Here is a 24258-nt window from a genome sequence, read left to right as displayed (position 1 = left end):
CCGACTAGCGCCGTAGCGCACGATCGATACGGAGGCGGGGCCCACGTTAATACGCTGGAACAGGTCAAGGTGCATGCCGAGCGCGTCGGCGAGGACTGACCTGATGATGTCACCGTGACTCCGCCACCCCGAAGGACCCCTATGCGGGCCTCCGGCCTGGCTCGTTTATATGAGTGCATCCGGGATGCCGAATCGCCTCCCAATGAGTACGCGAATGGCCGCGAGGAAAGGCTGATCTTCCAGCTCAACGCCCTCGCCCCCGTAGTACATGCCGCCCGTTTCGTCGGCCACTGCCTCGATGTCAGAAAGTCTGAGGATCTCGCTCACGCGAAACTGATACTCGATGGCGGTCATTTGGCGAGACACACGAACTGGAATTGTGCTGAGTTTGCGCGCGACCTCAGCATCGACGGATTCAGTCATGGGCGCGCGTCGCGTTAACTGGTTCTGGTGCTGTCCGTGGGAGAAGATGACTTCCTGGTTCGCATCCAGGTGAAGGTCATCGGCGGTGACGCCGGCCAGTGTCAACAGAACGTGCGTCTCGAAGATCCGGATCGCACCGATCTTTCCGTAGATTACCTCGCCACCCTTGGTGAGGCCGAAGTGGGCCCCAATGAAGGATTCGTTCAAATCCCTGGCCGGAACCGCGTACTGGTCACTGCTGCGGCCTGGGTAGATCATGTTTTCCTTTCGTAGGTGGACCTTGCCGTGCCGATCCTACGGGAGCGGCGTCACGGAGAGACGGACTTTCGCAGGGACCTTCTTGAAGGGCCAGATAGGAGATTCCGCACCTTAACTGCCTTTGGCCTGATTTTGATTGACTTGCCAAGCTATGAAGAATGCTGCGGTAACGCAAACAACGGTGAGGACTGTCCAGGCCGGAACGGGTATGAACGCGATAAGAAGAGCCTTGATCGGCAAGATAAGGAAGCCACCCCCAGCAGTACGGCCGGGGGTCTCCACCGACCGTAAACTCCAAGGATCAGCAGGCCCCCTCGCGTCGGCCGCCCGAAGCCCCCTCGCAGGGGCAGGTCTCCCTAGCCTCTACGAGCGGGGCACCAACGTCGCCGAGGATCAGCGCATCGACGATGCCATCGCACGCATCTTCGGCAGGAATCGCTGATATGACTTGAGTTAGTCCTTCCCAAACACCTCCGGAGATGTCAGGACGGGATGTATCAGATTCCCTTGGGGGCGTGGGGCTCGTCCTGGGCCCTCCCGATACGTTTGGAGGTGTTTGTGATGTCTGCTGTTCAGGCCGCGGTGGTCACTGATTCGCCCGTGGTTGTTGCTGTCGATGTCGGCAAGAAGACGGTCGCTTTGTCGGTCACCGACGCCGGCCGGCACCGGCTGTTGGGTCCGGTGGACTTCGAGATGACGGGCCGGGGCGTGGACGGGGTTCTCGCCCTGATCAGCAGCAGGCTGGCCGGGGCGGATGCCCCGGTGAAAGTCGGCATCGAGGCCGCCGGGCATTACCACCGGCCCCTGCTGGCGCCGTCCGTGTGGCCTGCGGGCTGGCAGGTGCTCGAGAGCGTTGCGATTAGGAAGTGGCCCGAGGTAACTATTTATTGGGGGTGGGCCAGTTCCACCCGCACCTTCCCTGAGGAACCAACGAAAGCCCCCAGCTATCCGGGATCATCCCTGGACGGTTGGGGACTCTTCTGTGTCCGTCAGGGGTGAGCCGACCCTTCCGCCCTTAAAGGACCCGCGCCGGAAAAGGCTCCCCGATTCGCCGCCCCCCGTTAGACGGCGGATTCTTCCAACCCCTGCGGAACCGGCAGCCGGCTCAGCCATTCCCTGGCGTCTCCCATGGACGTGAAGTATCCGTGCGGACAGTCCTGCTTCCGCAGCAGGGCAGCAGCCATCACCCGGTCGACCACGGTGGCCCCGCCCAGTGCCACAGCGGACACAAAGCGCATCCCCAACAGCGTCATTCTTGCGCCGGGACTCATGCACACGTCCACGACCTCGACGAGCATCGGCTGCAGCCTGGCTCCGGTCACGCCCTGGACGGCTGCGACGACGGCGTCAGCGTCGGCGGCCGACACCGCAGAGCCCGGCACCCACCGCAGATGGAAGGTGCCCTCCGCATCCACCTTCAACGTTGCGTTTGCGCAGTTCAGTGCGATTTCCACCATGATTTCCCCTTAGTCCTCCGATGAGGGTAGCGGACCCCGCGGCACCAAAGTGATCTATCCAACAGTTTCTTGGCCGTGGCCTCGAAGGGAGAGCACACACGCCGCCCGGGCCGGCGCTTGCCATGCCCCTAGGGCGGCGGTGAATGCGGCAATCCGGTGGGCGTGGCTAGTCCCGGCCTAGGGGGCGCTCACCGGAAAGCCTGCACGTTCCATTCGCGGATGTCGCTCGGCTGACCACGGACTCGGTGACGAAGGGGTCCTGCGCAAGGAACTCCTCCGCCCTGTGCCTGCTTTCGAAAACTGCCATGGAGCCGTTGGCCACGGGATCGTCGAAGGTCCCGATGGCCAGCAGGCCGCCGTCCTTGGCGAATTGTTCTACGTAGGCGTGATGGCGCGGGTAGACCTCGCGCAGGCGCGACGGATCTTTGGTTGCGTAAAAGACCACGAATTCCATGGTGCCGACACTAGCTCCTCCAGGAGTTCCGCTGCGGGAGCGGTCATCCAAGGATTCGGCTGGGAGGGCCCGGCGGAAGCTTGCCGAGGCGTTTCCGGGCGCCGATGTCGTTGGCGGCAGCAGGTCAGCGGTGAGCGGATCCCACGAAGTCCAAGGCCTCACGGGCCAGCGCCAGCCAGGACTCCTTGTCGTCGGCGGTGACGGTGAGCCATTCCTTCATCGGGCGGCCCTTTCCGGCATCAAATGGTGTGCCGGCGCCGGTCCCGATCAGTGCGGCGACCCGGGCATGTGGCAGTTTCAATACCAGCTTGCCGCCTGAAATCATGGCGAAAATCGAGCCGTTGACCTTCAGCGCGGACGAACCGAACCCGCGCCGTCCGGGTTCACCCGGGATGCTGACGCCCGGGCTGGCGGCGAATTCCTCGACCAGCGCGTTGAAGCGCTCCTCGGGCAGCATGGAAACATCCGGCCTCCCGGAGGAGAAGAGGACAACCCCGGGGCTGGGCCGGTTTGGCCGCGGGCCGCCGTCAGCGGCTGTTGATGGTGCGGCGATCGCCTGGCCGGGTCCGTCGGCGGGTGACGAACAGCCACCCTAGGACGAGGACCGCGGCCAGGGCATTGAGGTCGCCCAGGAGAGAGGCGACGAGGAGCACGATGTCGCCGGCGGGAAGGTCACGTCCCGCGGCGCCGGAGACGTTGTGCACGAGGTAGAAGAGCGCCTCGACGACCAGGAACGACGCCATGACCGGAACCCCGCCACGGCGTCGGGTCACGAGAAGAACGGTGGCCACGAGAAACCAGACTAAGGTCAACAGCAGCGGGACCGTCAGGCCACCGGGGCTGGTGCCGAAGCGGCCGTAGAAGTGCAGGTAATAGGGACCTGCCACACATAGTTGGCGACCGTGACCACGACCAAGGCAACGACCGGCCATGGCGTCCACCACGACGGGGCGCTGGCTTTCTTGCCCCGCGGCGGTCTTTCGGGTCTGACCATCGCTGTTTCCCCCTAACTGTGCGGCCTTGGGATGACGGTACGCGCAGGAGCGCAGACCCGTCGAGTCTCGCACCGGCCGAGCCGCGGTCCTCGGCCAATGTCCGGGCAGATGAGTTCGAGACCAGCAGGTTTCCCGCGTGCCGGGCCGGTGGCATACTGGCACGAATCGTTGAAGGCAACCCAGCGGGGGACTCCATGACCGAAATGCCGCAGTTAAAGTTGTCCGGAATCGTCCTGGATGCCCCCGATGCACGGGAGCTCGCGGCCTTCTACCGGCGGCTGCTGGGTTGGGCCGTTGATCAGGACGGGCAGGAGTGGGTGACGTTAGTCTCTCCGGGCGGGGGAGCGGGTCTGTCCTTCCAGAGCAACAGCGCCTACGTTCGTCCGGTCTGGCCTGCACCGCCCGGGGCCCAGCAACCGATGATGCACCTGGACATCGCCGTCCAGGACCTGGACGCGGCCACCGCCCACGCGAAGGCGGCGGGCGCGGTGCTGGCCGGCTACCAGCCACAGGTCGATGTGCGGGTGCATCTGGACCCGGCCGGACACCCCTTCTGCTTGTTCTTGGCCAGCTAACCCGGGCTGCGCCAGGACCGCGAACGGGCACATTTCGCAAGTCGGGAACTATGTCGCCACTTGGTGCGTAGGTGCCGCGTTCGACGTTGGGATCAACGCAGGAGAGCCGGCGGCCGCCTGCGCCAGCACCGCGGCCTGAAGGCCTCTCGGTACAGGGCCTTTTGAGGGGTTGCCGCAGTGACGTCATCCGGCCCGTGTGAACGACTGATCAGGAACCTGCGCCGTCGTCTTCAGGACTTGGCGGTCGCGAGCTTCGACCGAACCCGCACGAGGGGCGCTTTCGGGTCCTGCGGTTGGGGGATAGCGGCCAGGGCGAACTGGTCGATAACACCGGGCCGGAAGATGAGGCACTCCGTCGACCCACCGAACTGGAAGTACCCGAGCTCGTCGCCCTTATTCACATGGTGTCCCGGGACGATCTCCGGATTGATGACGCAGGACGAGACCTCAATCATGCCCACGGGGATCACCGCCATGAGACCGATGACGGGGTCGTCGGCCTGGATCAGGATGATCGCCCGGGCAGCGACATGGGCCAGATATGACTGCGAGAGGGTCGGTTCGACGGCGTCTGCCCCCTCGGAGTCCGCCTCGGAGAAGTACGTGCCGTCCTTGAGGTAGGCCCGCACGATCGTTCCGGCGACGGGGGCGTGCCAGCGGTGGTAGTTCAACGCGCTCAGGAACGCCTGGTACACCGTTCCGCCGACAAAGTGATCCACCGACTCGTCTTGGGCGAGCAGGTCCTCGAGTGAGTAGGGCTGGTTCTTGACCCAGAACCGGCTCTGGCGTTGAACGTCGGAGCTGATCTTGTAGGGGGTCGACTCGCAGGCGCTGACAATGACCTTGTCGTCGTCGGGTGCGGCGACGGGTCTGGAAGTCGAGGTGAGTCGGCGGGAGAAGAAATCGTTCCACGATGTGAAGCCCCAGTGCTCGGCGAGGGCATCGTGTTGGTAGTCGTCCATCCCGACGACCTGCCGCGCCTTCTCCGACATCCACCCGGACGGCGAGGTGTTCAACACATACAGCGAGTCCGCGCTGGTCAAGAACACGCACCAGGCGTCCAGAATCTTGCGGAACATGGCGACAATTCGCGGATCGCGGTGGGCCGCGAACCCGGCTTCGGTTCCCATGGTCCAATCGAGGATCGCCGTCAACGGCGTGGTGACCATGCCGCCTTCGCTGAATTCCGGGGCCATCGTCAGGACCTCGTTGATCAGCCGGAGCATCTGGTCAACGCTCGTGAGGTGCCGTTTGCGGTAGGGCTTCGACTTCGGAACCTGCTCGATCATCTCCGTCATGTAGAGACGGACGACTGGATCGCTGGCAATCAGTTCCTGGAACTCCACGAGCACGGGATGCAGAGGGACATCTTCACCCCGTGCCTCGACCCGTTCCCGGTGACCGGCGAGCCAGTCCTCGAGTTCGTCCTGCTGCTCGGGCAGCCAGCCACCAGGTCGTCGGACACGGTCGGATGAAGAGTCAATGGTCATAATGCCGAGCCTACTCCCGTCCTGACCGGCACCAGCGACTTCCGCGCGGGCCGGCTCTGGTATGTCAGGCACCAGCTGGTGTACAGGCCGTACAGCTCTTCCTTGGCCAGGCCCCCATCGGGTTCCCGATCAGTGGTCGCCGTAGCGCAGCACCTGCCCACTGTCGGAGAATTCGGCGGCAGCTCGCGCCCCGGCGTTGGCGGAACGTGTTTGCGTATTTACGCGCGGGACCTGCCACGGATGAAGTGGAAGATCAGAACGATCACGGCGATAACCAAAAGTAGGTGAATGAAGCCTCCGCCGATGCCGCCGAGCAATCCGAGAAGCCAGAGAACAGCGATAATGATGGCTATCCAAAGCAACATGAGAGTCTCCCTTATTTGCCTGCGGATGGAATTGCTGGTTCTGCGCCCAGGCTGCTTTGCGTACTTTGACGCGCGGCAGAAATGGCATGGGGATCAGAGACGCGCCGAGGGGCGGTATCGGCAAGAATCATCGTCGTACCTCCCGCTCTCATCAACCCTGATGCCGCAGCGATTCCCCGGCCACGATATAGATCCAAGTGACTGATTCCGGCCGAAGGCCCACGGGGGTATCCCGTGGTGCGCTTCACCCTATGTCCAGAGCGGGTCCCTGGAAACGGCATAACTATAATCGATAGCCACCACTCGATTTGGCGGCGGAACTCAGGGGGAGCGGCGCCCCGGGTTTGAAGTCAGCTGCGTACAGGGAGGGGATGTTAGGGTAAGTTCTCCTTTCTCGGACGGCATGAATTTCAGCATTCCCCCCGGACCGGCCGGGTATCCGGCATTGAAGAACAGGACCTGCAAATGATTGAATTCCAGAGCTCGGCCGACGGCACGGAAATCGCCTTCGAACGTACAGGTGAAGGGCCAGCCCTGATCGTCATCGGCGGTGCGTTAAACAGCCGGCGTTCGGCCGACATGCTGGTGCCTTGGCTGGCCCCGCACTTCACCGTCTACGCGTACGACCGTCGCGGGAGGGGCGAGAGCTCCGACACGCTTCCCTACAGCCCCGGCCGTGAAGTAGAGGATTTGAAAGCGCTGATCGCCGCGGCAGGCGGTTCGGCCTACGCCTACGGCCACTCCTCGGGAGCCATCCTGGCTCTTGAAGCGGCCGCTGCCGGAGCGGCCATCTCCAAACTCGCGGCCTATGAACCACCGTATCTGACCGGGCATGCCCCCGAAGAACCCTGGGAGAACTTCAGGGACCGCGTCCAGGCAGCGCTGAACGAGGGAGACCGGGAAGGCGCCGTCGAACTGTTCATCCGCCACACAGGCTCTGACTTCGACGAAGGAAGCAAAACAATGCCGTGGTGGCCCGCGCTCCTCAGCGTTGCCAACACCCTGCCGTATGACCTCACCCTGACAAGCGACGGACGCGTCCCGGAAAGGCTGTCGAACATTCAGGCCCCCACGCTCGGAATCTACGGTGGTGCGAGCCCGTCCTGGGCCGGGAATGCTATCAATGCCGTTGCCGCAGCCGTCCCTGGAATGAAAAAAGAAAAGCTGGAAGGCCAAGACCACGCGGTCGCCCACGATGCTGTCGCCCCGGTTCTGATCGACTTCTTCAACAGCGGCCCGGCGTAGTCCTGGACATCATCGCTCGTAGCGAGGTGATCTCCTTTGCCGGTGGCATCCCGGAGGGGAAGCTGTTTTGTCCGGAACATCCGCGCCGCCTCGATCAACTGCTGAGCCCGGGCGCTGGATGCTTTGAGCAGGGCCCCGAAAAAGAATTTCCCACGTGCTGTCCTTTTGGTGTTATCCCGGTCGTCGTAGTGGTGCAACAACCGCAAAGAAGGAGTCATCGTGGAGTACATGTTGTTCATCTGCAGCGATTCCGCAGCGCCGGCATATGTGGCCGCCGAGGACAATATCGTCGAATGGGGGGCAGAGATGGAAGCGCGGGGCGTCGCCCGTCACGGCGCGAGGGGCGAGGTCGTGGTCTCCGATGGGCCGTTTGCGGAGACAAGGAATGGATCGCCGGCTATGACGTCATCGCTTGTGCCGATCTCGACGAGGCAATAGAAGTGGCGTCCACGCACCCCATGGCCCCGTTCGGCAAAATCGAGATCAGGCCCGTGTGGCCGCTCGGGCTCTAGACTTTCGCCTGATAGCCGCCGCTGATGATGGGGGAATGGCGTGGCACCGGAACTGACGGACGTGCGGAGGGCCATCGAGGCCGCCTCCGCGGCTGAGACCGCGCGAATCAACGCAACCCTCATCCGTGTGACGGGCGACTGGGGCCTGGCCGAGACCATCGCGGGCCTGGACGAAGTGGCCCGCCGGCTTCAGGCCCCGGCGGGTTCGCCGGGGTTGGGGTGCCGGCGGCAGGAGCCGCCGCGGCTGCGTACGGCTCCGCTGCCGGTGAGTTCGTGGGGCACTGCGGGCCGGGCGGCGAAGGTTGTGACCAATGCTTCACGCAGCACCAGAAGGATCCAAGGGTCACGGAACACATCTACGGGGGCTTTGTTCGGGCAGCCCGGCCGCGGGTCCGGCACCATGCACCCCTGAACTGCTTGCAGGCTACCAGCAGCCTGCGCTACGGTCGGCGCAGCGATTGCAGACTGCAAGCGGTTGAGGCTGACCGTTTCGCGCGTCGCCTCCGATGCCCGACCACGACCAAGGAGCCCGATGTCACTCGTTCGCGTTCACAACTTCTCCGTCTCGCTCGACGGGTTCGGCACTGGTGAGGGGCAGGAGCTGGACGCACCTTTCGGGCACGCCGGGATGCGCCTGGTCGAGTGGGCTCTTCCGACACACACTTTTAGGCAGATGGGCCTCCCCGGCGAGGGCGAGGGCTCAAACGGAATCGACGAAACCTTTGCAAGCCGATGGGCCTCCGGCATCGGCGTGGAGATCATGGGCCGCAACAAGTTCGGGCCTCAGCGCGGCCCTTGGACCGACGAGGAGTGGCAGGGCTGGTGGGGTGACAACCCGCCCTTTCACACACCGGTGATCGTCCTCACCCACCACCCACGCCCGCCACTGACCATGAACGGCGGCACCAGCTTCCACTTTGTGGACGCCGAACCCGCCGAGGCACTCGAACAGGCCCGCGCCCTCGCCGGCGACCTCGACGTGCGAATCGGCGGCGGCGTCACCACGATCCGCCAGTTCCTCGAGGCCGACCAGATCGACCTGATGCACATCGTTCTTGTCCCGATACTTCTCGGCCGCGGCGAAAGTCTCTGGGACGGCCTCGAAGGACTCGAGCATCGCTTCCACATTGAGGCGGCACCCTCACCCAGCGGTGTCATCCACCTGACCTTCGCCCGACGCGACCGAGTCGTCTAGCTGCCAGGAGTTGCGAGGGCATTCCACTGTGCATGCCAGCGATGGTGGGGACCCCAGCCTTCACGAACGACCGTTCGTGAGACCGCCCTCACGCCTAATCGAAACTCCGGCGGTTCCTTTCGCATGATCCGTATCCGCGATCTACGTATCGGAATCATCATTGCCAGCACGTTGAACAGGAGTCGTCCGACGGGTCGGTGGGTGGCCACATGATGGTTACGCAAAAACTGCTGCGGTGGAGGGGCAGCGCTGAATGTGAGGGTGCTAGTGACCCGATCATGACATTCCGGCACTGTGTGCCCGGCCCGGGCAGTGCGAGTTCGAAGGGCGCCGGTGATTCCTGCCGCGGTTCCGGCCCTGAGGCGGCCGGCGTGCTTGTGGCAGCGTCCCGACGCGGAATTGGCCCAGGTCCCCGGTCATGTACCGGTCATGTGGGCCTGATATTCTCCGCGCATGATCACCATTCTTCAGGCCGCGATCCTGGGCCTCATTCAGGGCGTCACCGAACTCTTTCCCATTTCCAGCCTGGGCCACAGCGTCATTTTGCCGGCGTTGTTCGGTTGGGGTCTGGATCAGAACAATCCGTCCTTTTTGACATTCCTTGTCGTCACCCATCTGGCGACGGCGATCGTCCTGTTCGTGTTCTTCCTCAAGGACTGGATTGAGATCTTCAAAGGTCTCGGCCGGTCCGTCCGCGACCGGAGGATCACCGCAGGTGACACGTACGCGAAGCTTGGCTGGCTGCTCATCGCCGGAACGATTCCTGCCGGGATACTGGGACTGGTTCTGGAAAAGCCCATTAGGGGCCTGTTCGCGTCCCCGCTGCTTGCCGCCGGTTTCCTGGTGATGAACGGTCTGGTGCTTTTCGCCGCCGAGGCACTGCGCCGACGCAGGGCAACGCCCGCGCCTGTATCCGCCCCGGCCGCCGCAACGCACGGTTCCGGGCTGGGCCCTTCTGCGCTGGACTTGGCCACACCGGACTCCCTTGTGACCGCCTCCGTCGAGAACGCTGACTTGGCTGACTCCCGTCTGGCCGGACTGTCCTGGAAACAGGCGTTCGGCATTGGCTCCGCCCAGGCAGCGGCCCTGCTGCCGGGGATCTCCAGATCCGGATCCTCAATGGTAGGCGGGCTGCTCTCCGGGCTGTCCCATGAGCACGCCGCGCGGTTCAGCTTCCTGCTCGCAACCCCCATCATCGGTGCCGCGGCAATCTTGAAACTTCCGGAGGTGTTCAACCCCTCCATGGCAGATGAACGCGGGGCGTTCCTGGTCGGGGCCGTGTGTGCCGCAGCGGCAGCGTGGTTCTCAACGAAATTCCTCCTCCGGTTCTTCGAAACCAAAAGCCTGACCCCGTTCGCCGTCTACAGCGTTATTGGCGGAGGCGTCTACTTCACCGCACTCCTGCTGATGGGCTGACACGACCAGCCAACGCCGTCACGCCGTGAAGTAGGGCCGATCGAAACGCCGGGACCGCTGACAGGCTCAATTCCAAAGGATTCTCAAAATCCTTCGTTATTGAGAAGAGCCCGTCGAGCGCATGGATTCGTACGGACCCATCGTCGTGGGATGTTCTGGCAGGTCTGGGCCAGAGGGCGACATTTTCCAGACGGATGCCTTGGGCTGGCGGCGGCCAGCCGGGTGAGAGTCGCAGGCCAGATGGTCCTTGAGCCTGCCACGGTTCGGCCGGTCTATGTTGGGGCGGGACAGAAGGTCCTGATGTTCCCCGGCCTGCGGCGCTTATTGTGCCGACGTGAACGGAGCTTTTCGTGGCAACCCCAAGAACCTGTCGCGTACCGGGAAACTTGGAAAGTGTCCCGCGGCAACCATTTGTCCGCCCCGGACCCGAACCATATTCCGCAGGGTTAGTCCGCCGAACCGGGGAGGCTGCATTGGGGGCTCCATCGGCGAGCGAATCCCCGGCCGTTGACAGGACGGACCGGGGCTTCGCGCGCCCGTACAGCCTGTCGGCGCCGGCCCGGAGGCCATGCACCGACTGTCCGGGCCGGCGTTTGCGTCCGAGAACCCGCATCGGGAAGCGCCGCGCCGGCCTGTTACTGAGCGGTCGGCGGCGAGGGGCTTTGGGCACGCGCTGGAGGAATCCATCCGGCCTACTATGAAGCATGCCCGGGACTGAGAAGTTGGAAGTGGAGCGCAAATTCGACGTTGGCGAATCTGATGTGCGGCCGGCCTTCACATCGATCGCTGGAGTGGACAGCGTCGGCACGGCCGTGGAGCAGAAACTTGATGCCGTGTACTTCGACACGGCGACGTTGGCGCTTGCGGGCCGCCGGATCTCCTTGCGCCGGCGCACCGGCGGTCAGGACCCTGGATGGCATCTGAAACTACCGGTGGCGATGGGCGAACGGCGCGAAATCATGGAGCCCCTGAACCAGGACCCGGATACTGTGCCCCCACGGCTGCAGGGATTGGTGCTGGTCCACACCCGGAGCCAGAAACTGGTACCAGTCGCACAGTTCAAGACGCACCGCAGCCGTCCCGCGCACCAGCTTCACCCGCAATCCATTGCCCAGAACCCCACATTGAGTGCCAAGAGATCAACGGGGGCTACCTCATTAAGGGCCCGGTCGCAGTCGAGTCCTCGACTCCTAACTTTTGCCAATTCTCTGTCGTCGGTAAACGCGCACTCCGTCGCTATGTAGAAATAGCGCCCGGCCCTTTCCATCGTTTTGCTCAAGCCAGAGGACGCTGCCGTCCAGGGCAAGCATGTCGATAAGGCCTGAGGTTACGGCCCGTCCGTGACCGTGGATCTCCACTTCGTCGGCTCGGGAGAGCTTGGACCAGTTGGGAACGGGTTCAGTGGCGAGGAACCCGGTGTGCTGCTTGAGAGGGCTGGAGTTCATTGCGGTTGTCCTTGAGCCAGGCGTGTCGGATTGGTGGATCGTCCGTGGAACTTATTAGGGGGAGACAGGGTGACATCGTGGTCACCCTGCCTCCTTTTGCATGCTGCGCAGTTCTCGCGCCCGTCTTTCGGGCTACCTGTTGCGATGGAGTGCGGGAATGGCAGCACGCGTGCCGGACGTTGAGTTCGGCAGCATGTTGTGCGTCCTCGGCGCTTGTCCGTCGTGGATGTGCGGTGGCCGTGGACCCTTTGGTGGGTTCGCCGGGACGGGCAACGGCTCGTCAGTTGGTGCTGACCGGCCGTTGCCCGAGGCGTGGGCTTCGGTTACATGATGCCGGTGGGTACCAGCAGGGCCCAGGCCAGCGCGGGAGCCACGAGTACGACACCGCCGGCGTAGATCATCAGCTGCTTGTAGACGCGTTGGCGGTCGTTCTCATGGGCGTTGGCGACAATGAGGGCACCGTCGGTGGAGAAGGGGGAGACATCCACGACGGTGGCGGCGATGGCGAGTGCCGCAACGGTTCCGGAGGCGCTCAGCGAACTTGTGGCGAGCAGCGGACCGGCAAGGGGGATGAAGGCCGTGAGCAAGGCTGTCGAGGATGCGAAGGCTGAGCCGACGCCGATCACGTAGGAGAGAACCAAAGCGACCAGCAGTGGTGCACCCAGTGCGAGGGCTTGCTTGGCGAGGGTGTCGATGACGCCCACGTGCTGGAGCAGGGAAACGTAGGTGATCATGCCGGCCACTAGCAGGACCGTGGACCAGGAGATGCCGCCGATGAACGTGCGGTGTTCCTTGATGTTGATTAGAGCCAGGAGGAGGCCGGCGGAGAGGGCGACAAAGCCGATCGGCATCTGGAAGCCCAGCGTGCAGACAAGCATCGCAAGGATCAGCAGGAGAGTGAGGATTTGCTGGCCATGGGGACGGCTTGTGCGGGGCGCGTCAAGGTCGACATGCCGGGCACCCTCACCGTCCCGCAGCCTGCCCAAGAGGACGAACAGCACGAGCGACAGCGCAGTGAGGATGAGGTTCAGAGCGAAGCTGGCGGCAAAGAGTGCGGCCTGGGAGATGGGGAAGCCGTTCTTCAGTGCAATGTCGTGTACCAGTACACCGGCGACGGACAGCGGGGAGAAGCCTCCGGCATGGGCTCCGTTGATGACGAACGCACCCATGAGTACGGGATGGATGCGCGATTCGTAGGCGAAGCCAATGGCAGCGGGTGCCAGCAGGGCGACGGCGGCGGGGGAGAAGGTGCCCAGGGATGTCAGTGCGGCAGCCAAGAGGAAGAAGACCCAGGGGAGCAGCAGCGTCTTGCCTCTGACGAGGCGCACGCAGGTCTGGACGATGATGTCGATGGTCCCGTTCCGTTGGGCCATGCTGAAGAAGTAGGTGACTCCGATGATGGTGATAACGATGCTGGCTGGGAATTCCTCGAGGATCTGCTTGTCGGTCATTCCGAGCATGAAGTAGCCGACGCCGAACGACGCGACCAAGCCCATTACCCCGATGTTCAGTGGCCATTTCGTGGCGACGACAAACATCACGACAAGGATCACGAGCGGGATGATCTGTGTAGCGGTCATGGGCGGCTCCGATTCCGAGGCGGCCGCCGGGCCGAAAATGGCACCCCCGAACACGAGGGCGACCAGACCCAGGATCGCGGTCGCGGCTACCGATATCAGAAGGATACGGCGCCGACGGTTGGGACCCTTGGGACGGTCTTCCCGGATTTCGCTCTCTGCTTGGGGAGCGGGTTGGTTAATAGTCTTTGTCATGATCTTGGCTCCTCATTGAGTGGCTGATGCTAGTGAGGCTTCGACGGCGCTGCCGAGAGCTTCCGGAAGATGGATGATGGTGGTGGCGATGGTGCGGGCCGTTCGGTCGACGCCGACCAGCAGCGTCCCGTCGCGCTCCTCGCTCCAGGTTTCGATCACTCCCGCGGGAGTGCGTAGCCTCAGCGTGGGCGGCGGCGAGTCGCCTGTGATGCTGTTGAGTACGGTACCCGGGGTCCGCGCGGCGAGTGTCAGGGCGATGCTGCCCGTAATGGCCAGGGCAGGGTGGGGCTTGCCCATCGAGAGCATCATGACGTTGACGTCGCAGTCCGGGTCCAACTGGGTGGGGGAGGCGACAATCGCGAGCTTGGGGATGGCGCGGGCAGCTTCGGCGATTGTTGGTGCCAGCCCCATCCGGACGGCCGCCTGTCGGCGGATGTGCTCCAAAGTTTCCAGCTGCAATTCCACACCAGCGACCCAACTGTCGTACCGGGCTGTGTCCAGACCCAGCTCCTCGGCGCGGACGATGACTACCGGCGCTCCGGCGTCGACCAGTGAAACAGTCCAACGTGTTCCGCCGGCAAGTATCGAGTCAGTCGCTTCACCGGTGGGCAACAATTCTCCAGTGGTCTTGCCGGCCGGATCCTGGAAGCCGAGACCGACCCGGTAGCCGGGAAACGCAACCCCGGGCATCTGAGCATCCGGAACGATGGGCAGAGCGCCTGCGGGAGTGGCGACCCGCTGGACGATGATCTGGCCGGTGTTGGTGTTACGGGTGACGATGCGGGTGTTATCCCCGCTGGGGACCACCCAACCCTTTTCGATGGCATAAAGGCCGACTACCGCAGAGCAGTTTCCGCAGTTGCTGCCCCAGTCCACTGATGCCTCTTCGATACCGACCTGGGCGAAGGTGAACTCTACGTCAACATCGTCGTCGGCGGGCCGGCGAAGGATCATAGCCTTGCTGGTTGTCGAAGTTGCTCCCCCGACCCCATCAATCTGCCTTTGGTCCGGACTACCGAACAGCCGGGGAAGCAGCTCATCCAGGCTGGTACGGGTTTCGTCCAGGTGCTCGGTTTCAAAGACCCAGCACTTGCTGGTGCCTCCGCGCATCCATTCAGCTTCTATCTTCATCGTGATCCCTACATCTCCTAGTGCCGCATACGTCCGGGGCCTGATAAAAGAATGAGCCAGATCACAAATGAAGACAATGTTCAATCTATAAGGGGGGATGTAGAGATACTTAATTCATTGCCCTCTCAGGGCCAAACACCCTCCATTTCCGAGACTGTCTGGATAAATACCACAACATCCGCCCCCAACCAGCGCGCGATTGCATAGAATAAACTAAACAAACAGAAGGGTTAACCATTGCTTAACGATGAGTGTCAAGATTTATTCGATATCCGTCGGTTGGCCCTCCTGGTGGAGGTCGTCGAGCAGGGGTCGATCACCGCTGCGGCGGAGCTGATGATGTATACGCCCTCGGCCGTCTCCCAGCAGCTGCGGAAGCTTGAACAAGAGGTCGGGCAACCCCTGCTGAACCGCCGCTCACGCGGGGTTGCGCCCACAGAGGCGGGCCAAGTGTTAGCCGGGCACGCCCGCAAGATCATTGGACAGATGCGGGCAGCCCAGTCCGATCTCGACCAGATCGCCGGCCTCAGACGCGGCTCTTTGACATTAGGCACGTTCCCCACCCTCGCCGGATCATTTTTGCCTCTTGTTATCCGCGCCTTCAAGAAGCGATACCCGGCAATTGGGCTGTCGGTACGCAGCGCGCGCTTTGACGAACTTGTGTCGGACCTCGAGTCTGGAGTCACTGGACTGTGCCTGCTCTGGGACTATCCCTGGAATCGGTTCCAAGATGATTCCATCCGGGTAACAGAGGTCTTCCACGAGAGCACTGTAATCCTGGTAGCCCGCGGGCACCCGCTCGCCGACCGGGATGAGGTGAGGATGGAGGATCTTCGTAAGGAGTCGTGGATAGTTCGCGCGGAGGCCCACCCGGTGGTCGAGGTCCTGCAACGATCCGCCCACGACGCCGGGTTCGAGCCGACCATTGGCTTTCTGGCCAACGACTACCAGGAGGCCCAGGCCATGGTCAGCGTCGGCATGGGCGTGGCTATGGTGCCCAAGACTGCAGTGGCCCTCCAACACCCCGACGTAAGGGTGGTCAGTCTTGGTGCTGCCGCGCCCATGCGGCGGGTATTGCTGGCCCAGCGCCAGGACAAGGTCTACGCCCCGGCAGAGGTCGCTTTCCAATCCACCCTTTTGGAAATCGCCCGCGAACATATCGGGGACTACCTCTAAGCCGAGGACGGGAAGAAGATCCCGAACTACCGTTGCTTCGAGACGGAGGACCTGCTCGCCTTCGCGGGCCTCTGCGAGTTCTGGGTGGACCCTGCCCTGCCCGAAGATGATCCCGGTCGGTGGCTCCTCAGCTGCACAGCCCTCACCAAATCGGCTCGCGATTCGCTGGGTCATGTCCACGACCGAGAACACGGCTACGGATCAGACACGACGCGGACCGTGCACGTCGGCGAACCCACCGCCGAGGAGCGCGAGGTTCACGACGTCGTCAGACACGCCCAGCAGGCCGGGTTCGAGGCCGTGCGGCCAGGCGTCGAGTGCCAGGAGATCGATCGCGTGTCCCGGGCGGTGATAACTGAAGCCGGCTACGGCGACTACTTCATTCATCGCGCCGGGCACGGAATCGGACTGACGACTCACGAGCCGCCGTACATGGTCGAGGGCGAAACCCAGATCCTCCACCCCGGCATGTGCTTCTCGATCGAACCCGGAATCTACCTGCCGGGCAGGTTCGGCGTACGGATCGAGGACATTGTGACGGTCGTTCCCGACGGCGGACGGCGACACAATCAGACCTCGCGCGAGATGAGAATCGTCCACTAGTTAGCCGACGTGGTCCACGATCTGACGTGGCCCCGGAACGAGATCGCTTCTGAGAGTCCTCAGGAGCGATCTCGTATTGGCCAGGCTGAGCGCTAGGCAGAGAACCCATGCGACCGCCGATGCCGCCGGCAGGCGCGGTTTGGTCGATGCGGGCAAGTAGGTATTCCGGCTTAGCGGCCACGGCCCAGACGCGCCCGTTGTAACTCACTGCCAGCGGAATGCCGGTCGCGGTGAACCGGACATCCTCGGGGACGTCGAGGGTCGTTTCATTCAGTGTTGTGGTCACGGTGTATGCGCTCTCTGTTTCGCCTGCAGCCTGCCGGCCTGCTCTGATCCCGTAACACAACCAGCATCGCCGCGGTATCACTGGTTGGCAAGACAAAACAGATGCTCGGTGACTATATGGGTGATACCGTGCCGCAGCGTGACATCCCCTGCTGTATCAAGCCGTGGCGGGCCGGCAATGTGACTCGCGACGATAAATGGTGGGGTGAACACCACCCATGCACACCCGATCCGTCTGCATGAACCAGCGGTCGGATGTATCAGCATCAGGGTGAATGTCGCATTTGTCTTCGTCAGAGCAGGAAGATCCCCGGAAACCCGGGATCTTCCTGCCTCAACTCACGCAATTTCAGGTTAGGGGTTTGCTGGGTGCCGCGGGCCCATCCGCAGTGTCAATGTTGGTGGAATTGGCACCTTTTGATGATTGAGAAATTGAGCGAAAACAAGACCACCGCAACGGCGGCGTTACCGGTCAGTTGCCGGGGAAACGAGGTGCCTCTGGCGCGGGCTGTCAGGTTGCTTCCCGATCCTCGGTCGATCATCCATTTCTCACGCAGGCAGTGCTGTCACACCGTGGGGGCGATGTTCTGGTTCAACCGGAATAGATTGGTGGGGTCGTATTCGTTCTTCAGTTCCACGAGCCGCCGGTAGGTATCCGCCGGGTACGACGCCCGGACGAGCGTCATATTCGCTTCACCTGTGAAATTCACGTAGGCGGCCACATTCGGACCGAGCGCGGACGTCACGCCACGGGCCCATTCGACGACGTCCGCGAAGCCTTCCGCCGTCGGCGTGCGCGCAATAACGTTGACGATGAATTCCTGATCGCGGAGTGCGAAGGCCGTTGCGTCGGCGGGAACCCGGCCGACCGCGCCGCCAAGGTGGTGCAGGTGAATCTCCGTCATGGCGTTGGGAAATGCGGCAAACGAGTCCAGCAGCACTCGCACGGACGCGTCGTCGGCGGCGCGCAGAAATGCCGAGCGGAAATAGTTGTGCACGCCCCGCGGGTACAGCGGATCGAGCGCCTGCTGCCACCCCGCGTACGGGTTGGCCGCGAACACATCGGCGATGACCGTGCCCAATGACCGGAAGGGCGCCGTGGCGGCCTCGCCGGCATCGAGATCGCCGGACCAGCACCCCCCCACAGCGATGACTGGCTTGCCGTGCACCGATTCTGGCAGGAACGGGACCGGCGGTGCCGTGGTCATGTTGACCAGCGTGGTCAGCTCATCGGGGGCCGCCGCGCAGGCCGCCCGATAGCCGCGCAACACCTGCTCCGCTTCTTCTGCGGGGTAGAAAACCAGGCCGGAAAGGACGATGGGCCCCACTTCGTGCAATTGATAGTCGAAGGACGTCACCACCCCGAAATTGCCGCCGCCGCCGCGCAGTCCCCAGAACAAATCGGGGTGCTCGTCGGCGCTGGCGTGAATAAACTGCCCGTCAGCGGTGACGACGTCGGCGCCGATCATGTTGTCGCTGGCCAGCCCGTGCTTGCGCACGAGCCAGCCGATGCCGCCGCCGGTGGTGAAGCCGGCGATGCCGGTCGAGGACACCAGGCCACCGGTCACCGCTAGCCCGAATTGCTGGGTCTCTGCATCCACGTCCTTCCAGGTACACCCTGCCTGTGCCGCCACGCGGCGGCGGGCAGGGTCCACCTGGACCCCCTTCATCAGCGAAAGGTCCAGCACGATACCGTCGTCGACGGTGGAAAACCCGGGGATCGAATGGCCACCGCCGCGAACCGACAACGGCAACCCCTCGCTGCGCGCGAGATCGACCGTGCGGATCACGTCTGCCACACCCGCACAGCGTGCGATGAGCGTCGGGCGCCGGTCGTGGGCCCCGTTCCAGATGCTGCGTTCGTGGTCGTAGTCCGCGTCCCCTGGTCGGACGACCTTGCCGCGCAGGTCGGCGGCGAACTCGGCGATCGTGGCCTCCCCGATGCGGGTCGGCTTAGTCTGCGTCGTTGTCACGATGCGTTCCTCCTGATTCCTGCTTGTTTGTCAGATCCATTTGTCAGATCCAGGAAAAACGCTAGTGAACCGTCCTCAACGAGCACTCAACGCCGTCTCAACATCATCATCCGAGTCCCGCCTACGCAGTGCGGCCAGCCGCTGACCGGCGATGAGGCATCTCGTTCGGTCGAAAATTGCCCCAGACCTGTCAATTTCGCGGGCCGCCCGATGTGGGTCGCCGAGCTCGTTGGATAGCTCTGCCACCATCAACCGTTGCCAGCCAGTGTGTCGCCGCCACGGGGCGACCTTTTCTGCTGCCTGCCTGTACATTTCCCGCGCTGCCCGGACCTCCCCGGAGATCAGTTCGGCGGCACCGAGAATGGTCAGCGTCGCGCCCATCCCCACCTGATCTCCCGCGGACTCGAACCCTGAAAGGCAACGCCGAGCGTCTGTCAGGCCGCGGTCGATATCACCACCCATGGCGCGGAGCAGGGCGATGTTAATCTCGGTCAGCAGCTCGCCGCGTCGGTCGCCCAGGCCGAGCCGAAGCTCCCGCGCCATGGACAGGGCCTCATCGGCCGCGCTGTGGTCGCCACAGTCACGCAGAATGCAGCCAAGTTGGTGAAGCGTTTGCGCCCTAGCCAGGTCATCTCCCAACTCGGCGAAATGTTCGGTCGCATCCGTGATGGCGGATATCGCAGACTGCGTGTCGTTCGAAAGCCTGGCCGCGTAGCCGATCGCGGACAGCACGTAGCCTTTGGCTTGGATGACGCCAACCCGCCGGCCCAACAGCAGGGTCTCCTCGACGCAGGGGACCAACCGTCCGGCGATCGGGACCAGTTGCAGGCTGGGCGTGATCACCGGCAGGAAGGGCGGAGTGCTTGTCTCAGCCTGTGCGAGTTCGCTCAGGCAGGTGTCTAGGTGACGGGCGGCGAGTGGTCCGTCCTCCCGGGACAACGCGCACTGGCCGAGGAGCCAACTGCTGGCAGCGCAATGTTCGGGTCTGCCACCCTCGACTGCCTCGGTGTGCACGTCGGCTGCCAGCTGTTCGGCCTCGTCCAAGTCGAAAGTGCTCCAGGCGAGCGAGGTCTCAATGAGGCGGGCCATCGTCACCTCGTCGGGGTTGCCGATCTCCCGCATAATTGCCAAGGCCTCCGCGCCGAGAGCCCGATGCCGATCGCCGCGGCCCTGCCGGCTGTCCAGTCCGGTCAGGCCGATCAGAGCAGCCGCGCGGGGCCGGGTCGAGTCGGGAGCCACCGCCAGGGCACGTTCGACCCAACGTGCTCCCTCGACCGCGTGACCGCGGAGGAACCAGAACCGCCACAGGCTGGCGGCGAGCCGGAGCGCGGTCTCGGGCTCGCGGGCGCACGACCAACGCAACGCAGCGCGCAGGTTGTCGTGCTCGCGGTCGAGCACCTTCGGTTGTTCGATGACCACCCCGGTGGCCCCTTCGGGATTGTGGGATTCGGCGACGGCAAGGAAGTAGGCGCAGTGCGCAGCCGACAGTTGAGCCGCCTCACCTGCATGGTCGAGATTCTCGTGGCCAAACTGGCGGACCGTCTCCAATTGGCGGTATCGGGTCCCGGCGCCCGTCCTTTCGGTGATCACTAAAGACTTGTCTACCAGCTTGGCCAGCAGGTCGAGCATTTCGGTCTGCTGGAGGGGCGCGTCAGCGCAGACTGCTACCACAGCGTCGAGGGTGAACCCGCCCGCGAACACAGACAGCCGGCGCAGCAGAACCTGCTCCGGTTTGGTGAGCAGTTCGTGGCTCCATTCCAAGGTGCCACGCAGCGTCTGGTGCCGCGTGACGCCGCTGGTTCCTCCGCCGAGCATGGACAAAGCACCGCCCAATCCCTGGACGATCTCGGCGGGTTCGAGTACGGCCGTCCTGGCTGCAGCCAATTCCAGGGCCAGCGGCATCCCGTCGAGCCGTCGGCACAACTCTGTCACCCCCTGCGCGTTGTCGGCGTCGAGCGCGAAACCTGGCCTGACCTGCGCTGCCCGCTCAACGAAAAGCCGGACAGAGGGCAGACGGCCCAGCACGGCCAGGTCGAGAGCGTCGGCCGGCAGGGGCAGGGGCGGGGGCAGTGGCAATGACGGCACCCGGTAGGTGTACTCCCCGTCGACATGGAGTGGCTCCCGGCTGGTGGCCAGCACTTTAACCCCAGGGGATCGGTCAAGTAACGCGACGACGAGTTGCGCACAGGCCGCGAGCAAGTGTTCGCAGTTATCCAGCACGAGGAGCAGCGAGCGTCGCCGCAGTTGGTCGACCAGCGCTTGCACGCCGCTTGGTGCCGCGCCGGAATCCAACCCGAGGACCTCTGCTACAGCATCAGCCACCAGCAGCGACTCCCCAACGGCCGCGAGGTCGACGAACCAGACTCCGTCCACGTACTCAGGACGAACTGTCCTCGCGGCCTTCAAGGCCAGTCTGGTCTTGCCGCTGCCGCCAGCCCCGGTGAGGGTGAGCAGGCGAGCATGGCGCATCAGCCGCTCGACGTCAACGAGCTCACGCTCGCGCCCGATGAAGCTTGTCAACGGGGATGGCAGGTAACCGATGGCATCGTCTCTGCTGGTCACGCCGGCGGGCTGGTGGAGGCGTTCCTCGGGCGGCGAGCCGGTCAACAACTCGCGAAACAATCCCGTCGTCAGGGTGTCCGGGTCGGTCCCGAACGCGTCGAGGAGTTCCTCGACCAGCCGCTCATATCGTGCCAATGCTTCCGACCGGCGGCCCATCCCAGCCAGCACCACCATCTGCGCGCGCACGGCTCCCTCATGGAGGGGATCGGATTCGAGTGCATGGTTGAGGATGACCAACGCTTCCTCCGGCGCGCGCTGCGCTACCGTGGACGCCAGTTTCACCAGCACCTCGCGATGGACTTCCCGGAGCTCATCGCGGCGTGCCGTCAGCCAATCCGCATCCGGCAGTTCCGGCAGTAGATCACCACTGTACAAGTCGGCCGCATCGCGAAGGCTTGCCTCGTCACCTGCAGCCAACGCTGCCACGGCGGAACGCTCGAACCGCAGGACATCCACATCGACCGGACGAGTGTCATCCAGCACGACCACTTCACCGCGGATGGCGAGCAGCCCGTCGCTGCCGGCTCCAGCGCTCGCGAGCGTACGGCGAGCGACGTACAGGGTCTGATGCAGATTCCGTGCGGCGGCCACCGGCTCCATGTCAGGCCACAGGCGGTCCAGTACCTGCTCGCGACGGCCACGCTGACCACGCGCCAACGCCAGCATCGCCACCACGGACTTTGCCTTCTGCAGCCGCCAGTGGCTGTTCTCGACGGCGTTCCCGTTGACGTACACGATGAACGAGCCGAGAAGCTGGATGCGCAACCCGCTTTGGGTAGGCTTCATGGTTCTTCAGTATCCGCTCGCCAACCGGCGTTGTCGAACAACGAAATTTCCCACACGCTCGCTGCCTTGGCGGACTCTGTGAGCGGCCCATCACTAGAAAAGCAAACCACCAGAACCACAGCAGCCAATCGCCCCAGTCCGGCTTGATTCAGCAGTTTGGGTCGACTGTAGTGAGACAACGGGGGAAAGGTTGTCTCACTACAGTTGAGTGCATGACAGTTCGAAGCAGCACCGCCGCGGCAGCCGCCTTGGCGGTGCTGAGCGGATGCGCCCCGCCGGCAGCGCCGACAAACGACCACTCGGCAACCACCGCCGCCTCGAGCATCCCGGTCCCTCTCTACGCACTGCGGCATCTGCGAGACACAGGTGCAGCAAGCATTCTTTGTTGACGACCAGCCGCTGGACGACGGTCACGGCAATCCCCCCGCAGGTTGGGACAACCCCAATCAGCCGGCTCCATCACCGTGGCAGGCTCCAAGGCCGTCTTGCATGACGACACGGCCAGGTGGTGACATTCCATGAACGCCCCGGCGCCACGAGCTTCCTGAGAACCGGCTCCTGAGGAGCGGTTAGGCCAGCAAAGCTTCTACCGACGTTTCAAATGCAGCAGCCACAACAGGTTGAGTCTTTGGCCTGCCAGGCATCGATCGTCACGGTGCCGCGCGGCGATTTCAGTGTGGCGCTGAGCGGCGCGGGGTGGGCAGGCTCGACAAGGGCCGTTCGCACTTCTGGCAGCTTCAACACGTCGAGCGCATCCCGCGGCACCCCACGCAATGACAGCTCCTGCAACGCCAAGGCCGTCTGCGGGATGGTCGCCGACGGGGGGGTGACGTTCTCGAGCTGGCTGGGACCTCATGGAAGAGACAACGGGCCTCATGCCCTCTCGTCCAGGTTGTGGCATCGCCAAGATTTTCGGTGTGGCTTGCTTCAGGGAGAACACGTGCCTGACGGGTGTGCACAAGCGCGGTGCGGGCAGCGAGCCCCCGGACGGCACCGCCGCCGTTGCCGCCACGCGGGGCCGCGGGAACTCACGCACGGTCGAAGGGCAGCCCTGGAGGGAAGGCGCGACCTTCCAATTTGGCATGGAGTGCCACTTGGATCTGCAGGCAGTTCGTTATGTTGGCGGGAGGTCTTTTCGTCCCCGGAACACATAGAGTTTGGTGTGGAGGGGAGGACGACGGGGTTCCGCATCCGTCGCGGTAACTAGTTCGCAAGCAACATGCGGACGCCTCCAAGTGCCTCTGGTGTTTCCGCCTTGGGCATCCTTCAGCTTGAGCTGAGGTCCGGGGGCGAGTTCTCGACGGTCATGGCCGGACAGTCTGATGGCGTCGCACGCATTTCCCTTTCAGCACACGCCTGAGAGGATCTTTCATCGAACCGATGCCTGAAAGGCAAGAGTGACTACGATGCACATCCAGGAACAGTGGAACCGCCTCGATCCGACCACCCAGCAGTGGCTGATGGACAACCCGGGATGCGTAATCCTGCCACGCACCCTGACAACCATTTTCAACGAAGCAACCGGGGAAGACGCCGACGCCGACGCGCATGGCGAGACGGTGTTGACCGAGGAGGACAGGGGTTTCATCCAGGCGAAGGCCCGCGAAGCGACGGCCGCAGGTACTCCTTCGGACTTTCGGTTCTTTGACGCCACCCAGCCCTGACGAGCCCCCGGGGAAGCTGCCGGCCTGTTGCTTTCGAGCCCGACGGGGACGGCTGGGACGGCAGGCAGATTGCCGCGGTGGAGTTGACGATGACTAAGCCGGCGCGCACATGTGTGCCCGACTTGTTGTTGGCCTCTAGATGAGTGAGTCCGTATTCGTTTAGTGGTCGTAGGCGATGAGTGAGCGTTTGCGGGGCGCGTCGATGTGCCAGTTGTGCCAGATACCGGCGGCGAGTGCGAAGAGTCTGGCCGCGACTCTGGCATAGACCCCGGCGAGGGTCCGTCCGCCGTGCTGTTCAAGGGTGAGTTGACCTTTGAGGGTGTCGAAGACGGATTCGATCCATTGCCGGATGCCGCCGAAGTTCCCGAAGCGGTGCTTCTCGTCTTTGCGGTCGGGCCGGATCAGGGTGGCGCCGAGATTTTCTGTGATGAATTGTTCGAACTCCCGGCCGGCGAAGCCTTTGTCGCCCAGAATGA

At 63.6% G+C, this 24258-nt stretch carries 20 protein-coding genes and 4 pseudogenes; 11 read left to right on the top strand and 13 right to left on the bottom strand.

Annotated elements, in window-relative coordinates; all coding sequences use genetic code 11:
- Together BLR03_RS24215 and BLR03_RS22530 are read right to left on the bottom strand one after the other, a co-directional pair.
- Window positions 1–120, bottom strand: a pseudogene (locus BLR03_RS24215) (histidine phosphatase family protein); the annotation flags it as partial.
- Between the two features lie 45 nt (window positions 121–165).
- On the bottom strand, window positions 166–681 hold the full coding sequence (locus BLR03_RS22530; protein ID WP_091256678.1) for a hypothetical protein: 516 nt from the start codon (window positions 679–681) through the stop codon (window positions 166–168).
- Window positions 682–1242: 561 nt separating this feature from the next.
- On the opposite strand from BLR03_RS22530, the gene BLR03_RS22525 reads away from it, so the two are divergent.
- Window positions 1243–1680, top strand: a complete 438-nt coding sequence (locus tag BLR03_RS22525) for an IS110 family transposase (RefSeq protein WP_175460670.1) — start codon at window positions 1243–1245, stop codon at window positions 1678–1680.
- 62 nt (window positions 1681–1742) lie between these two features.
- Here BLR03_RS22525 and BLR03_RS22520 read toward each other — a convergent pair whose 3' ends face one another.
- The 4 genes from BLR03_RS22520 to BLR03_RS22505 form a co-directional block, all read right to left on the bottom strand.
- Window positions 1743–2138 (bottom strand): hypothetical protein, encoded by a 396-nt coding sequence (locus tag BLR03_RS22520; RefSeq protein WP_091256675.1) that lies wholly within the window; start codon window positions 2136–2138, stop codon window positions 1743–1745.
- Between the two features lie 166 nt (window positions 2139–2304).
- Window positions 2305–2592, bottom strand: a complete 288-nt coding sequence (locus BLR03_RS22515) for a YciI family protein (protein ID WP_217639839.1) — start codon at window positions 2590–2592, stop codon at window positions 2305–2307.
- A 124-nt stretch (window positions 2593–2716) separates the two neighbouring features.
- Window positions 2717–3049, bottom strand: a complete 333-nt coding sequence (locus tag BLR03_RS22510; protein WP_091256674.1) for a TfoX/Sxy family protein — start codon at window positions 3047–3049, stop codon at window positions 2717–2719.
- Window positions 3050–3119: 70 nt separating this feature from the next.
- A complete protein-coding gene (locus BLR03_RS22505) occupies window positions 3120–3479 on the bottom strand; it encodes a hypothetical protein (protein WP_091256672.1) in 360 nt (119 codons plus the stop codon).
- A gap of 302 nt (window positions 3480–3781) precedes the next feature.
- Here BLR03_RS22505 and BLR03_RS22500 point away from each other — a divergent pair, with 302 nt between their 5' ends.
- Complete coding sequence (locus BLR03_RS22500; RefSeq protein WP_091256670.1) at window positions 3782–4162, top strand: VOC family protein; 381 nt, start codon at window positions 3782–3784, stop codon at window positions 4160–4162.
- A 230-nt stretch (window positions 4163–4392) separates the two neighbouring features.
- Here the strand turns inward: BLR03_RS22500 and BLR03_RS22495 are convergent, their stop codons facing one another.
- Together BLR03_RS22495 and BLR03_RS24210 are read right to left on the bottom strand one after the other, a co-directional pair.
- Complete coding sequence (locus BLR03_RS22495) at window positions 4393–5652, bottom strand: phosphatidylserine decarboxylase family protein (protein WP_091256669.1); 1260 nt, start codon at window positions 5650–5652, stop codon at window positions 4393–4395.
- Between the two features lie 218 nt (window positions 5653–5870).
- Entirely contained in the window at window positions 5871–6017 is a 147-nt protein-coding gene (locus BLR03_RS24210; RefSeq protein WP_139184649.1) for a lmo0937 family membrane protein, read from the bottom strand.
- A gap of 465 nt (window positions 6018–6482) precedes the next feature.
- On the opposite strand from BLR03_RS24210, the gene BLR03_RS22490 reads away from it, so the two are divergent.
- The 5 genes from BLR03_RS22490 to BLR03_RS22465 all read left to right on the top strand — a co-directional run bounded on the left by BLR03_RS22490 (window position 6483) and on the right by BLR03_RS22465 (window position 11629).
- Complete coding sequence (locus BLR03_RS22490) at window positions 6483–7262, top strand: alpha/beta fold hydrolase (protein ID WP_091256667.1); 780 nt, start codon at window positions 6483–6485, stop codon at window positions 7260–7262.
- Between the two features lie 293 nt (window positions 7263–7555).
- The gene (locus BLR03_RS22485; RefSeq protein ID WP_368086998.1) at window positions 7556–7774 is read left to right on the top strand and encodes a YciI family protein; all 219 of its coding nucleotides are present in this window, start codon (window positions 7556–7558) and stop codon (window positions 7772–7774) included.
- A gap of 532 nt (window positions 7775–8306) precedes the next feature.
- A complete protein-coding gene (locus BLR03_RS22475; RefSeq protein WP_091256664.1) occupies window positions 8307–8969 on the top strand; it encodes a dihydrofolate reductase family protein in 663 nt (220 codons plus the stop codon).
- A gap of 453 nt (window positions 8970–9422) precedes the next feature.
- On the top strand, window positions 9423–10385 hold the full coding sequence (locus tag BLR03_RS22470) for an undecaprenyl-diphosphate phosphatase (RefSeq protein ID WP_091256662.1): 963 nt from the start codon (window positions 9423–9425) through the stop codon (window positions 10383–10385).
- Window positions 10386–11113: 728 nt separating this feature from the next.
- The gene (locus tag BLR03_RS22465) at window positions 11114–11629 is read left to right on the top strand and encodes a CYTH domain-containing protein (protein ID WP_217639838.1); all 516 of its coding nucleotides are present in this window, start codon (window positions 11114–11116) and stop codon (window positions 11627–11629) included.
- A gap of 524 nt (window positions 11630–12153) precedes the next feature.
- Here BLR03_RS22465 and BLR03_RS22460 read toward each other — a convergent pair.
- Window positions 12154–13602: an SLC13 family permease gene (locus tag BLR03_RS22460; protein ID WP_091256657.1), complete on the bottom strand. Its 1449-nt coding sequence runs from the start codon at window positions 13600–13602 to the stop codon at window positions 12154–12156.
- A 12-nt stretch (window positions 13603–13614) separates the two neighbouring features.
- On the bottom strand, window positions 13615–14733 hold the full coding sequence (locus BLR03_RS22455) for a PrpF domain-containing protein (RefSeq protein ID WP_091256655.1): 1119 nt from the start codon (window positions 14731–14733) through the stop codon (window positions 13615–13617).
- A gap of 237 nt (window positions 14734–14970) precedes the next feature.
- Between BLR03_RS22455 and BLR03_RS22450 the strand changes: the two genes are divergently transcribed.
- The 3 genes and pseudogenes from BLR03_RS22450 to BLR03_RS22445 form a co-directional block, all read left to right on the top strand.
- The gene (locus BLR03_RS22450) at window positions 14971–15909 is read left to right on the top strand and encodes a LysR family transcriptional regulator (RefSeq protein ID WP_091256654.1); all 939 of its coding nucleotides are present in this window, start codon (window positions 14971–14973) and stop codon (window positions 15907–15909) included.
- A gap of 18 nt (window positions 15910–15927) precedes the next feature.
- Window positions 15928–16089 (top strand): annotated as a pseudogene (locus tag BLR03_RS25240) (SOS response-associated peptidase); the annotation flags it as partial.
- A 12-nt stretch (window positions 16090–16101) separates the two neighbouring features.
- A pseudogene (locus BLR03_RS22445) lies at window positions 16102–16512 on the top strand (M24 family metallopeptidase); the annotation flags it as partial.
- A gap of 851 nt (window positions 16513–17363) precedes the next feature.
- On the opposite strand, the gene BLR03_RS22440 reads toward BLR03_RS22445, so the two are convergent.
- Both BLR03_RS22440 and BLR03_RS22435 read right to left on the bottom strand, forming a co-directional pair.
- Entirely contained in the window at window positions 17364–18770 is a 1407-nt protein-coding gene (locus BLR03_RS22440) for an FAD-binding oxidoreductase (protein ID WP_091256652.1), read from the bottom strand.
- A 75-nt stretch (window positions 18771–18845) separates the two neighbouring features.
- Complete coding sequence (locus tag BLR03_RS22435) at window positions 18846–22118, bottom strand: ATP-binding protein (protein WP_091256650.1); 3273 nt, start codon at window positions 22116–22118, stop codon at window positions 18846–18848.
- A 1406-nt stretch (window positions 22119–23524) separates the two neighbouring features.
- Between BLR03_RS22435 and BLR03_RS22430 the strand changes: the two genes are divergently transcribed.
- Window positions 23525–23782 carry a hypothetical protein gene (locus BLR03_RS22430; RefSeq protein WP_091256648.1) on the top strand — a complete coding sequence of 86 codons (258 nt, stop codon included), beginning with the start codon at window positions 23525–23527 and terminating at the stop codon, window positions 23780–23782.
- Between the two features lie 159 nt (window positions 23783–23941).
- On the opposite strand, the pseudogene BLR03_RS22425 reads toward BLR03_RS22430, so the two are convergent.
- A pseudogene (locus BLR03_RS22425) lies at window positions 23942–24258 on the bottom strand (IS982 family transposase); the annotation flags it as partial.

Source organism: Arthrobacter sp. ok909 (genome assembly GCF_900104405.1).
Lineage (GTDB): Bacteria > Actinomycetota > Actinomycetes > Actinomycetales > Micrococcaceae > Arthrobacter > Arthrobacter humicola.
Note: the sequence above shows the minus strand (reverse complement) of the source record. Positions and strands in the feature narration are given on the sequence as shown.

Coding starts and splice junctions, on each gene's coding strand:
- BLR03_RS22530 (WP_091256678.1), bottom strand. CDS start 681: ATGATCTACCCAGGCCGCAGCAGTGACCAGTACGCGGTTCCGGCCAGG.
- BLR03_RS22525 (WP_175460670.1), top strand. CDS start 1,243: ATGTCTGCTGTTCAGGCCGCGGTGGTCACTGATTCGCCCGTGGTTGTT.
- BLR03_RS22520 (WP_091256675.1), bottom strand. CDS start 2,138: ATGGTGGAAATCGCACTGAACTGCGCAAACGCAACGTTGAAGGTGGAT.
- BLR03_RS22515 (WP_217639839.1), bottom strand. CDS start 2,592: ATGGAATTCGTGGTCTTTTACGCAACCAAAGATCCGTCGCGCCTGCGC.
- BLR03_RS22510 (WP_091256674.1), bottom strand. CDS start 3,049: ATGCTGCCCGAGGAGCGCTTCAACGCGCTGGTCGAGGAATTCGCCGCC.
- BLR03_RS22500 (WP_091256670.1), top strand. CDS start 3,782: ATGACCGAAATGCCGCAGTTAAAGTTGTCCGGAATCGTCCTGGATGCC.
- BLR03_RS22495 (WP_091256669.1), bottom strand. CDS start 5,652: ATGACCATTGACTCTTCATCCGACCGTGTCCGACGACCTGGTGGCTGG.
- BLR03_RS24210 (WP_139184649.1), bottom strand. CDS start 6,017: ATGTTGCTTTGGATAGCCATCATTATCGCTGTTCTCTGGCTTCTCGGA.
- BLR03_RS22490 (WP_091256667.1), top strand. CDS start 6,483: ATGATTGAATTCCAGAGCTCGGCCGACGGCACGGAAATCGCCTTCGAA.
- BLR03_RS22485 (WP_368086998.1), top strand. CDS start 7,556: ATGGGGGGCAGAGATGGAAGCGCGGGGCGTCGCCCGTCACGGCGCGAG.
- BLR03_RS22475 (WP_091256664.1), top strand. CDS start 8,307: ATGTCACTCGTTCGCGTTCACAACTTCTCCGTCTCGCTCGACGGGTTC.
- BLR03_RS22470 (WP_091256662.1), top strand. CDS start 9,423: ATGATCACCATTCTTCAGGCCGCGATCCTGGGCCTCATTCAGGGCGTC.
- BLR03_RS22460 (WP_091256657.1), bottom strand. CDS start 13,602: ATGACAAAGACTATTAACCAACCCGCTCCCCAAGCAGAGAGCGAAATC.
- BLR03_RS22455 (WP_091256655.1), bottom strand. CDS start 14,733: ATGAAGATAGAAGCTGAATGGATGCGCGGAGGCACCAGCAAGTGCTGG.
- BLR03_RS22435 (WP_091256650.1), bottom strand. CDS start 22,118: ATGAAGCCTACCCAAAGCGGGTTGCGCATCCAGCTTCTCGGCTCGTTC.
- BLR03_RS22430 (WP_091256648.1), top strand. CDS start 23,525: ATGCACATCCAGGAACAGTGGAACCGCCTCGATCCGACCACCCAGCAG.